This window comes from Lentzea sp. NBRC 105346 (genome assembly GCF_030269605.1).
GTDB lineage: Bacteria > Actinomycetota > Actinomycetes > Mycobacteriales > Pseudonocardiaceae > Lentzea.
Genome location: NZ_BSTQ01000001.1, coordinates 436,697 through 447,602, shown reverse-complemented (window position 1 = coordinate 447,602; position 10,906 = coordinate 436,697). Strand labels below are relative to the sequence as shown.

Sequence of the window (10,906 nt, the reverse complement as noted above, 5' to 3'; positions counted from 1 at the left end):
AGATGTCCGTCGTGGACGGTCGCCTGTGGCGTATCCCGCTAGGGATACCTTAGTGCAAAGCCGTTGCTGTTGAGCGGTTCACGCTGGGATCCGATCGCCTGCGACGCAGGGTGATCACACGATGACTGGGGCGGCGGCGCGCAGCGGCGCGGGGACGGGACGCAAGGTGCGGCGTGCATTAGTTGGCCTGTTCTGCTTGGGGACGTGGTTGGGGCGTGTCTAGGTTCAGGCACGCTGACGTGTTGCCGGAGCAATCGGGGTGGCGAGTGGATGCGCGTACTGCCAAGGAGATTGAGGCGGCGCTCGCCGCCGAGGATCGCGCGCGGACGAAGCGGCGCAAGGTGGAGATCCGGGGTGTGCTGCGGGCTGCGGCCAAGTGGGCCGATGCGGGCGAACGGGGCCGTGTCGAGGTCGCTGCGGCGGAAGCCGCTCTGGAGCACGCAAAGGAGCACGCGCGGGCGCAGCAGGAGAATGCGGCGGCGGACGCGGGGCGTGAGGTGGATCGCGCGCTTGAGGTGTTCGACGATCGGGAGCTGGCCCGTTTCTCGGGATTGTCGGTGTCGCGTCTGCGGCAGTGGCGGCGTGCGGCTCGTGGTGCCGCGCAACAGGAGGGCACGCCAGCCGTCGTTGACGGCGGCACTCCCCCGGTCGATGCGCCTGTCCGGAATCAGCCGTTGTCGCCTGCCAGCATGTCCGATGTGGACGATTTGGTTTAGGAGTCCGAGAGCGGCGGGCCGGTGTGCGCGTTCGTGGGCTGGTAGCCGCCGGAAGGTGCTCAGTACCGCCGTAGGCGGTTCCGCTGCGCCGCAGGCGGCGGGAGCGCGAGGGCGGCAGCCTTCGCCGGGGTGTGCCAGGCTCGATGCCCGGCACACCCCGGCCTCGCGCAGCGGGGACCGGGGACGCACACCCGTGGTGGTGTGGGTCCCCGGTCCGACGTGAGGGTCAGGCCACGTTGGACAGGTCTTCGTAACGGACGCTTCGCGGGTCGCGGCCTTCGAGCCAGTTCAAGACCCAGTCGACGTAGTCAACGTGGTCAGCAGGCGAGTAGCCGTACCATTCGCGGCGGAAGATCGCATGAGCGGTGCTGCGGCGATACGTCGCGGCAATGAACGAGCATCGGTTCGCGATCACTTCGTCCCGGTAGGGGTCTGCGTGCAGGGACGGGAGTCCTGGGCGGTTGAGGCTGCGGCACTCGGTGCACAGTCCGTCGTCGTGACGCTGGTCGTGATCCTGCGGAGTGCGCTCGCTGAAGCACTGGACGCACGCGAGACCGCGCAGCGGGGGGATGGCGGCGTCGTCGTAGTCGAGTTCGTAGCCGGGCGGGGTTTCGCGGACGGCGTAGTCATCGACTCCGGCACGGAAGCGGCGGTAACTGGCAAAGACCTTGTCTGCCCGCTTCTCTGCCTCGGTCTTGGGCGGGCGCGGGTCGCGGCGGGCCTCGGCGCTGAACTTGCGGCGCACCTTGTCACACCTGGCGGTGTCGGTGGGGCGACCGGTCCACAGTTCGTCGGCCTCACGCGGTGACGGCGTGTGGACGTCTGCGCGCAACACCACTTCGGGCTTGGTTGCGGATTCGCTCTCCGGGCTTGGGCTGTGCTGACGCTCCCTGCGGATCTCAACACAGGTCGCGATGATCTCGCGGTCCTCGGCCGTGGAGCGCTTCCACGTTTCCCCCAGCTTGACGGGCGCAATCTTGGGGTAGGTCTGGAACGTCTCGGCTATCTCGGTGAGCAGTCCGAGCGTGTCGGGGTCGGCGTGGTCGATGATCTCGCCTGCGAGTTCGAGGGCGTAGTGGTGGTCTTCCACGTCGAGCGCGAGTTCGATCATTTCGAGAATTTCCGAAACAGCGACAGGATTCGTCATGAGACTTACCTCTTTGTTGGCATTTTTTGTGAATAGCCAGAGTTTGCGGTCCCTGGCGGACGTTTCACTTTGTTCCTGACAACAAGAACCATACCGCACTGACCAGCGCATATGGAAGTCTTACGACGGTTTTCCCGGTCACAAAATTGTATCCAATTAATCCACAATCGCCACGTCTAAAGCCATTTCGAAAATGATGTACAGACGCAACGAGAGGGGCTGATTAGGAATGGATTTCGCCGCGTGATCCAGCGTCCGACGACTGGAGTCGGACCCTGCGGGCGGTCCGCGCCTGCCCACGTGCACCGCTAAGCAAAGTAGGGCGCGGACCGTCCGCAGGGCCTGCGGGGGTCCAGGGGGCGGAAGCCCCCTGGTACCGCGCAGGCCGGCGCCGCAAGCCCTACGGAACTTGCAGCCCCTCTACGGCGGACGACGGCCGGACTCGGCGGGGCCTCGCGAGCGCGGTGTCAGGCCGCGCGACAGCACAGCGCTGCACGTGACCGCGCCGAACCAGTGATCTCCGCCCCAGGCTTCCTTACCGGATCCATGAACTGGACCGATCGGCGGACACGGGGAAATGCGTTCGACCGACACGGAGCTGGACACCCGCGTCGAACATTGTTGAGGACCGGTATGGTGAGCAACGCCTCGATGAACGGGCACGGCATGCCCTTGTGACATCGGAGCAGTGCCGGCGGCAGTCTTTGCGGTGCCGTCCTAGGACGGTAAGCCTTCGGGCTTCTGCCGCTGGCACACCCTTCGGCATTGTGACGCCGGAACGCCAGCCATCAGCCTGCACGCCTTCGGTGTTAGACGGCGCGGACCGAGCCCCGTCACCCCACGGTGCGCGCCACCGCCACATCGAGCGCAATCGACGCCACGATGTCTTGTGTCAGGCGGCGGCGGGCATCTGAGCCTGCCGGGCCCGGTCTTTGAGCGCCGCGGTGATCCCGGCGAAGGTGTCGCCGGCGCGGACCGGTTCGTGGCGGTGTCGGATGGTGGCGCTGGTTACGTCCTCGGGTGCCTTGCCCGCCGTCACCGGGTTGAATCGTGCGCTGGGCCCTGCGTGGATGGCCTTGATCTGCAGTGCGGAGATCGTCTTGTCGGTGGCGGGGTCGATGTAGTCGTCGTTGGACAGATGGCCGATGACGATGATCTTGATACCGGCGTGCCAGTCGCTGGCCAGGATGTTTTCGGCGAGCTCTCCGAAACATACAACGTTGAGGAACGCGGCGGGACCGTCGATGTAGCGGCTGGTCTTGCGGTCGAACCGGCGATCGTTGTTGAGGCCGAGAGTGAACGTCGCCATGGTCACGCTCTTGGTCTTGCGGCGCTGGGGCGGTGCGGTCAGGTCGCCGACGTGGTAGTTGGTGTTCTCGGCCATGGTGTCTCCTTCAACGAATTCAGGTCCGGCGCTGTGCAAGGCCGTTGCTAGGTTGCGTTCGACGGTGGCTGCCTGGGTTCTGTCGCTGGCCGGTTCGCGTGGCGCTGCGGTGGATGGGGCGTGAGCGGGCGGTGACTACGTGACGTGGAACTGTGGCTTCACCAGGTGGTGACGGTGTTAGCGCCTGCGGGTGTTCGGCCCCGGTCGCCGCGAAGAGCCTCGAGCAGGCCGCCTGGAATCGTCGTGTAAGGACGGACGGCGTCAACGATCGCGAAGGGGTCGGTTACCTTCTTCAGGGCGGTTCCGATCCCTACTGCGAAGTCGATCTCGCCGTCGTCGGATTCGATGACGACCTCCGCGAAGTAGGTCTCTCACTGGGGGACATAGCCAACGAGGACCTCGAGGGTTGCGGAGGCGTCTGTCGCCAGAGAGGTGAGGTCATGCCGAATCATCGTTGTCCCCCTTTAGGTGGGGTGTGGGTGGCCTCCTTCTGATCACGCGGCCTTCGACGCGTTGTCGCTGTCGGAGGAGATGTCGATCGATGTGAGGGTTTGCGTGCCCACGTGGTCCGTCAGGTCGCTAGTCCGGCCTTGGTGGGCAAGGCAGACAGGATGATGCGCGCGGTTGCGCGGACGTGTGTCCTGTCACGGCAAGTCGTCTTCGTGTACGGCTATGGGCAATCGCTCGGCGTAGACATAGCGGTGTGCTCCGTGGCTGAGCTTGATCGTGTACCAGGTGTAGCCAGCAATTACTCCACCGCAATCTCTCGTCTCGTCGTAGCTGTCCATCTCCACAGCAGGCCACCAAATGCCCCACGCCTGCAGATGTAGGCGTTGGTCCTGTGCGGCTTTGATCCAGGCGGAGAAGGGCGCGTCGTACCACGGGGTGCCGGTGGGATCATCCACACCGGGCATTGCGTGGCTGCGGACTCGGATGTCGAGTGGACTGGGAGATCGATTCAGGATCGACTCGCGGATGGGCGCGAGCTCGGACACGGCTGGCATCGGTAAGCGGTGCCGCTCGCAGTCCGAGCAGTCGCTCCACACTGGGTGATGGTGTTCGCACAGCAGGAATCCCGCGATGAATGCCATCGCCTGTTCCATGTCTGCGCTGTGGTCCGAGGCGATGTCGCGGACAAGGGAGTGCATCGCATCCACGGTTCTGGTCGCGCTCGTGTCCAGCCTGGAATCCTCTCTGTGGTTGGAAAGGCGACCCGAAGCTGAAGGTCGCAGCAGCAGAGACTCCTTGGGTGCTACCGAAGTCGCTCTGCTCAGGTCGGTGAGGCGGAAGTCCGGCTGCGTGCTTGAGCGTTGGGAACGATGCAGTCGATCGGTTCTTGGGTGCTACCGCTCTGGGGTACGGCTGGAAGCAACAGCACTGTTGTCCCGCCGCGCGCGCTCCGTGACACCCAGGCCTTGCCGCACTCCCCCGTTTCGCATTCGCACTCCCGCGGCCCAGGCTCCGCTAGCGTGCGGCACCCACATCCGGCGGGACAGCCCGCACCTGTCGACGTCATCCAAGTCGTTGTACACAGCACGGTCCTCTCGCTGTCGCGGCTGCATCTGTGATCTCGCGACGAATCAAGAGGCGGCACGTGCCGTCAGGCTGGAGGATGTCTGGGGGGCTCAAGCTGGGATGTTGAGGAAGGCCTCGGCAGTGACGTCAAGCCAGTGCCTTGCCTGTGACGTGCTGGGCAGGGTGGCCGTGTACAGCGCGATCAGGCTGCGTACGCCCGGTACGCAGGTGTCCCCGTTGGTCGCGAGGACGAGGTTGCGCAGATGGTAATGCTGAGCTGCCTCGTCCGACTCGAAGCGCTCCCGCCACGCTCGTGCTCCGAGCTCGGCGACGAGCGTGAGAGTCCGCGTGTCCAGAGGGTCGCCTGCCTGAACGCGGTCCAGGATCTCGTTCCAGGGTGGGGAAAGTTTGATGCGAGCTGCGCGCGATGCGGTCTGCAGGACGTGCTGTTGCGCACGGACGCGGTGTGCCCAGTCAGACAGCTGGCTGTAGCTGCGAGCCGCGTGTCCGAGCCGGGTGAACGGTTCAGCGCTGGGAAAGTCGGCGTAGTCGGCGAGGTCCAGGAAGTGCCTCAGGAAGTCGTCGAGTACGGGGGCAGCGTTACAGGTTCCCCAGCCGAGGCCTAGGGACATCGCCTGATCGATTCGAATGCTGTCGTTGCTGACCACGACGTTGCGGCCTCGGGCCGGCGTGAGCTCGACTGTGACAGACGGCGATGATGCACGGTGGTAGCCGACTTGGCGGGTCCAGCACCACGGGTCTTGTTGAAAGGTCAGAGGAAAACGGGGGTCGTCGACCTGGTCGCCGAGAAAGGGCTGGCAGGTGTGAGGGACCAGGGCGGATGATGTGTCGGACGAAGCCTGCATGACCTCACCATTGGGGTTGCGAACCGGTCTCGGTCCGGCGGGACGCTGCCGCGGGAGTGTTCGTGTCGGTTGGTTGAGTCGTTTCGAGCGAGCGGCTGCGCCCGAGGCGGGGTTCGCGGGTGCAGGCCGCTGTGGGCGGTGTGCCAGTGCGTAGGCATGTGCGCGCTCAGCCAACGGACACCGCATCCGACCGATCACCCGGCATGTACACGCGCAGGGCCAGGATTGGCCGGATCAGCCTGCTCGGCGGGTCAAAGGCGACTGAGCAGACTGGCAGGTCACAGATTGACGTGCAGGATGTCGTTGTTCAGGCTCGTGACTCGGGTTCGGGGTCGTCCAGTTCGCGGGTGTCGGGGCTGACCATGCAGTCCTAGATCAGGGCCCTAGCGCTAGTCGCGCTCGGCCGCACTGCAGGCGGGACAGACGTCCACCGGCAGGTTGCATCGGCGCGCGTCGTGAGTCGCCATGTCGACGTCATCCGGTCGGAATGCCTCGACAGCGTTGTAGTGCTCGATGCTGTCAGCGGGATCGGGCTCATGGCTGGTTACGGCCGGGCCCGTGGTCTCGCCAGCCATAGTTGATCCTCCTGTGTGTCGCAAGGGTTCGTGCAGATCGGTCGTTGATTGGTTGAAGTTGGTTCAGCGCTTGAGTGTCTGCAGTTCTGACACCGCATTCCGCGACTGATGATGTTGGCGTTGCGTTACGAGTTGCCGGGTGAGCCCGCTTGGGCAGTCGAAAGGCTGCCGAGCGGGCCGGCACGTCACAGGCCGGCGTGCAGGATGCCGGCGAGTACGTCGCGTCGTGAGTCTGTGCGCAATCGTTAGCCTCACCTCCGTGGCATGGGCGCGTCGTCAGACGCGATGCGACGGATTCGTTGGCACCGCGCGAGAGCGGGCAGCCGTCATACGAGTCGGCTTCGCGAGTGTCCACGTCGTCGCGGGCGAACGACTCCCCTGGCCGCTGTGACTGTCGAGTCGGCGTCGAGGTCCGTGGGGAGACACGAGCTGCCGCTGCGCCACATCGCTGGTGGTGGGTTTCGCCTCACAGCAAAGGAAAGTGGGTGGTTCGACCGAATGTGTTGGTCGAACCACCCACTTGGGAATGCTCAGTCAGGCGGCATCGAGAAGGTCGCGTGGTTCGTGAATGCCTCGAGCAAGGCCGTTCTCGATGTGGTGAAGGGCTTCCTCAGACGTCCAGCCTTCCACGCCGTTGTGCTGGTGCGCGGCGACGAGCAGTGCATGGATGGCCTCGCGTTCATCGAGCCATCCAGCGCCGACGATCTGGCCCAGCTTGATCGCGGCGATGAAGAGCCGGTTTGCGCGAGTGCCGACCTGGGCTGCTTGTACCGCGGCGGTCTCGCCTTTCACCGCGCCCGCGGCGTAGGCGGCGACTCGCCGCGCCGGCACGATGATCCCTGCGCGCGTCCGGGGGTGCGCTGGACGCGCCGGTGGGGTGAGCGCGGCGGCGAGCCATGATGGAAGGGTGGCTACCGGGCGGATCGGGTGCACTGGTCGATACAGGCGCCGTCCGCCGTCGACTCGGCGGATGGATCCGGCTGCGATGATGTTGCCGCCGCGGCCTCGGGTGTCGATGTGCCAGCCGAGGCGTCCGACGGTGTTGCGCAGTTCCACGTCGGTGGGCGCGTGGAAGTAGCGGTGCTCGCCGCCGGATGGCGTGCGCACGCGGTAGGTGTCGAGCGGGTCCGGTTCGCCGGCCTCAAGGGCGAGCAGCCTGAGAACGTCGCGGCCGTGCGTCACGCCTCGGTGTGCCCATTCGTCGGGGGGTTCCTGGCCGTGTGCGGGATCGAGATCGATCACGATCAGTCCGGCTGCTCGGCAGGAGATCGCGATGTTGTACGGCGCGGCCGCCCACCAGTCGGCGATCTGTGCCGGGTCTGTGGTGGCCACGGTGTCCCAGTCGTCGGGGACCGGGAACTTGCTGTAGGGGTAGCACGGGATGACCGGCCAGCCGCGCGCGGCGGCGGCGAGTGCTGCGGCGAGCCGCGGCGGTGTGCGTCGGCCTGTAGGGGGCTGGCGCGGCATCGACGTGGTATTCACGGCCGGTCACCTCCCATAGACCAGGCTACCCCTGGTTGTCGGCGTGATGTCGCTGGTCACGGCGTATCCAGGTCGAACACGGGGTTGATCGCGAGTGCGGTGGCGTTGTCGCTGCCGTTGTGGAATCGGGCGGCGTGAACGAGCCTGCTCGCGATGGCGAGCTGGTGTCCGAAGGTCCGCATGGTCCGTGCGATGCTCGAGGCCGGTAGGGGTTTGCTGACGCCGTCACTGGCCAGCAGCAGACGTTGGTGAGGTCCGGTGGTCCGTGTGTGCCCGATGTCGTCAACAGTCGCTGTCGCGACCGTGGTCATGACGACGTGGTCGTAGGCGTCCGCGATCGCGGCCAGCGCTGGGTTGCCGCAGTCGCGGTACAGCTGGCCTTGCGTGTGGTCGACGGTGAGCTGGGTGAGGGTGGTGCCGTTCCACTGCCAGGCGCGGCAGTCACCGACCCAGGCGACGTCGTAGCCGCCGCCGTCCTCCGGGGGAAGCGCGGCCGCGACAACGAGGACGGTGTCTGCGATCTGATAGTCGTGGACCTCGTGGCCGGCGGCGAGGACAGCATCGACGGCTCCCGTTTGGACGGCTGCCCGGACGGCCGCATTGGCGGCGATAGCGGCCGCCTCGGCGGCATGCTCGTTGTCGCCGATCCCGTCGGCCACCGCCCAGGCGGCCCGGTTGCGGGTGTCGTCGACGTGGACGGCATAAGCGTCGGCGTTGTGCTGGCGAGGCCCTTGATCGGAGACCGCCGCCGGGTGGAACGCCAGCGTCGGGGAGGCGGTGTCGAGATGGATCCGGGCTTGTGCCCGTGCCTTCCGGCGGTGCGGAGCGGTCTCTTGCCAGCCGCACACGCACTCGGCGAGGGCTCCCGCAGCCGAGAACGGGGTGGGATCAGATGGAGTGGTCCTTGTTTTGTGCAGGAGCAGTCCGCCGGCCGAGTAGACGGTCGGGCTCATGTGCGTAGTCCTCACAGGTTGTGCTGCAACCACCGTCATGCGGAGAGACAGCATGCCGAACAACACGCACGTCGCGGGTGAGCGTCCGTGTACTGACCACGGCACGTCATGCGCGGCGCAGAAGGTCGTCGCTAGAAACAGGGTGGAACGACATGGCTGGGGCCATCCGAAATCGGATGGCCCCAGGCGGTCAGGCCGCGAACGCGTCGGCCGCATCGTCGTGGTGGGCGGCGACGTCGGCGTCTCGGTCAATGGTCGTCTCGCTGTTGTCCAGGTCGACATCGACGTCAACATCCTCGGCCGAGGCCGCGTCGTCGGTGTGGGTGGTGCCGTCCGGCTGCGCGATGCTGGCCGGCTCCGGATCGGAATCGGCGTTGGTGTCGAACGGTTTGCCGTCGGTATCACGACCAAGGACGTAGAGCTCGATCTCCGACAGCGGCTTGCCGAGCTCCTCCAGGACGGTCATCATCAGCCGTGCTTCGTTGCAGCGGTTCTTCCAGGTGTGCTTGTTCATGCCCGCCTCGATCGCGCACATCCAGATCGCGAGATTGATCATGCCCGCGCGCTTCTCGCTGGTGCGGTCCACGATCTTCTGCAGTGCGGCGGTGTCGCCTTGCTGCGGGCCGTACGGCCCAGGCCTGAGCGTGATACCCAGCATCTCGCACAGCAGCGGATGACTGCGCTCCCTCGCGCGGTTGAAGTCGTAGCCCGCCGCCAGCTGCAGCTGGGCGATGCGGCGCTGGACCTTGAGTCCCTTGGGCAGGGAACCGTTGCGGAAGAAGTCCGCCATCCATTCTCGTCGCGGGTCGACGTGCGCATCCCACAGCTTGTTGTTCTTGATGGTCAGTCGGCGATCGGCGAGCTGCTCGGGGTTGAGCTTGCCCTCGGTCTTGGGCGCTACCACGCCCTTGGGGGTGTTGCGGTGCGCGTGGCCGAACATCTGGTAGTTGGTGCACACGTAGGTGGTGGCGACCTTGCGGTCCTTGCCGTGGCCCTTCAACGACACCAGGGCGGCGTGGCCGGGGCATTTCTTGTGCGCTGCCATGGTCAGCTCGGTGCCCGGCTCGTGGCCCGCGCTGGGGCGCAGTGCGTCCAGGGGCTTGATGTTGTCGTCGAGCGTGACGTCGTCGTCAGTGACGACCTTGGTGTTCGACGTGGTGAGCCTGGCCAGGACCGGCTCGAGCATCGCCGCGTCGGCCCGTTCGCGTCGTAGTTCGGCCGCCTTGTACCTGAGGTTGTAGCGGTCGCTCGCCGCGGTGTGCATCAGGGCGTCAGTCGCTGCGTCGTCACCGTCGAACTCGGCGATCAGTGCCATCTCATCGATGGTGAGGTCATATTTGGCGGACTCGACGGCGGCCGCGGACTTGACCGTCGTGACGATCTTCTTGGCTTCCTTGACATCGATGTGCCGCTGCTGGGCGATGTCCTCGGCGCTGACGTCGAGGAGGACCAGCTGCTGCAGAGCGGCCATCTTGTCGGCGTGGGGGATGTCGTTGCGGTACTCGTTGAGCCGCAGCTGGCTGAAGATGCGACTGACCTCGGCGTCGCGTTCACTGCCGACGTAGTTGGGCTTGATGAGCACGAGGACGGCGGGAACGCCGCCGTCGCGCGCGGCGAGCGTGCGCATCTTGCCGTCGTGCACCCGCACCCGCCCGTCCTTGTCGCGGCGCGCGTCGATCACGTCTTCGACGCCGTTGTCCTTGATGTCCTGCCAGAAGACGGGGTCGTGCACGACGTTCTGGCGGGTGTTGGACTCGATCCCTTCCCCGAGGTAGAGGGCATGCGGGTCCATCACGAGCAGCTCGTAGCCGTCGTTAGCGAAAATCGTCTTGATGACGCCGTCGGCGGGGTCGGCCGTCGTCGTGTCGCTCCCGTCGATCCCGCGCGGGTCTGTGTTCTTCTCATCGAGCGCTTTGTCGGCGCCGTTGTCGATCGAGGTCACGGCAGTGTTCTCCCTTGGTTGGCGACTAGTTTTCGGATATGGCTACGTTCCGCCTGCTACGTGAGCCAATGACCAATACCGTCCTCATAGGACGCGGAGGGGCTGGGCCGCGCCAGGTACAGGCGGCATTCCTTTAGGACAGTCAGCAGCACGAACGTGGAAGCGGGCTTCGGCTGGGACAGGGCAGCGGGCTCAGCGTCTGCGTCGAATACCCAAGAGTGGCCGTCACTGTCGGGATCAGTCGATCGGGCCAGCACGGGATGATCCAAGGTACGTGCGGGCGGAGAAGTACCGTCGCATCGTGATGGGACTGGTCAGGACTGTGC

At 65.8% G+C, this 10,906-nt stretch carries 9 protein-coding genes; 1 reads left to right on the top strand and 8 read right to left on the bottom strand.

Annotated elements, in window-relative coordinates; translation table 11 throughout:
- The first annotated feature begins 266 nt into the window (after positions 1-266).
- A complete protein-coding gene (locus QSK35_RS01560; RefSeq protein WP_285741459.1) occupies positions 267-716 on the top strand; it encodes a hypothetical protein in 450 nt (149 codons plus the stop codon).
- Between the two features lie 226 nt (positions 717-942).
- On the opposite strand, the gene QSK35_RS01555 is transcribed toward QSK35_RS01560, so the two are convergent.
- The 8 genes from QSK35_RS01555 to QSK35_RS01520 all read right to left on the bottom strand — a co-directional run bounded on the left by QSK35_RS01555 (position 943) and on the right by QSK35_RS01520 (position 10,580).
- On the bottom strand, positions 943-1,863 hold the full coding sequence (locus tag QSK35_RS01555; protein WP_285741457.1) for a hypothetical protein: 921 nt from the start codon (positions 1,861-1,863) through the stop codon (positions 943-945).
- Between the two features lie 892 nt (positions 1,864-2,755).
- Complete coding sequence (locus QSK35_RS01550) at positions 2,756-3,247, bottom strand: single-stranded DNA-binding protein (protein ID WP_285741454.1); 492 nt, start codon at positions 3,245-3,247, stop codon at positions 2,756-2,758.
- Between the two features lie 644 nt (positions 3,248-3,891).
- Positions 3,892-4,395 carry a hypothetical protein gene (locus tag QSK35_RS01545; RefSeq protein ID WP_285741453.1) on the bottom strand — a complete coding sequence of 168 codons (504 nt, stop codon included), beginning with the start codon at positions 4,393-4,395 and terminating at the stop codon, positions 3,892-3,894.
- 477 nt (positions 4,396-4,872) lie between these two features.
- Positions 4,873-5,628: a hypothetical protein gene (locus tag QSK35_RS01540; protein ID WP_285741451.1), complete on the bottom strand. Its 756-nt coding sequence runs from the start codon at positions 5,626-5,628 to the stop codon at positions 4,873-4,875.
- Between the two features lie 389 nt (positions 5,629-6,017).
- Positions 6,018-6,203: a hypothetical protein gene (locus tag QSK35_RS01535; protein WP_285741449.1), complete on the bottom strand. Its 186-nt coding sequence runs from the start codon at positions 6,201-6,203 to the stop codon at positions 6,018-6,020.
- Positions 6,204-6,737: 534 nt separating this feature from the next.
- On the bottom strand, positions 6,738-7,685 hold the full coding sequence (locus tag QSK35_RS01530; protein ID WP_285741447.1) for a bifunctional DNA primase/polymerase: 948 nt from the start codon (positions 7,683-7,685) through the stop codon (positions 6,738-6,740).
- Between the two features lie 56 nt (positions 7,686-7,741).
- On the bottom strand, positions 7,742-8,638 hold the full coding sequence (locus QSK35_RS01525) for a PP2C family protein-serine/threonine phosphatase (protein ID WP_285741446.1): 897 nt from the start codon (positions 8,636-8,638) through the stop codon (positions 7,742-7,744).
- 190 nt (positions 8,639-8,828) lie between these two features.
- The gene (locus QSK35_RS01520) at positions 8,829-10,580 is read right to left on the bottom strand and encodes a ParB/RepB/Spo0J family partition protein (RefSeq protein ID WP_285741444.1); all 1,752 of its coding nucleotides are present in this window, start codon (positions 10,578-10,580) and stop codon (positions 8,829-8,831) included.
- Positions 10,581-10,906: the final 326 nt, after the last annotated feature.

What these genes read in the sequence shown, in the direction of transcription:
- QSK35_RS01555 (WP_285741457.1), bottom strand. Translation starts at nt 1,863, where the DNA reads ATGACGAATCCTGTCGCTGTTTCGGAAATTCTCGAAATGATCGAACTC.
- QSK35_RS01550 (WP_285741454.1), bottom strand. Translation starts at nt 3,247, where the DNA reads ATGGCCGAGAACACCAACTACCACGTCGGCGACCTGACCGCACCGCCC.
- QSK35_RS01545 (WP_285741453.1), bottom strand. Translation starts at nt 4,395, where the DNA reads ATGCACTCCCTTGTCCGCGACATCGCCTCGGACCACAGCGCAGACATG.
- QSK35_RS01540 (WP_285741451.1), bottom strand. Translation starts at nt 5,628, where the DNA reads ATGCAGGCTTCGTCCGACACATCATCCGCCCTGGTCCCTCACACCTGC.
- QSK35_RS01535 (WP_285741449.1), bottom strand. Translation starts at nt 6,203, where the DNA reads ATGGCTGGCGAGACCACGGGCCCGGCCGTAACCAGCCATGAGCCCGAT.
- QSK35_RS01525 (WP_285741446.1), bottom strand. Translation starts at nt 8,638, where the DNA reads ATGAGCCCGACCGTCTACTCGGCCGGCGGACTGCTCCTGCACAAAACA.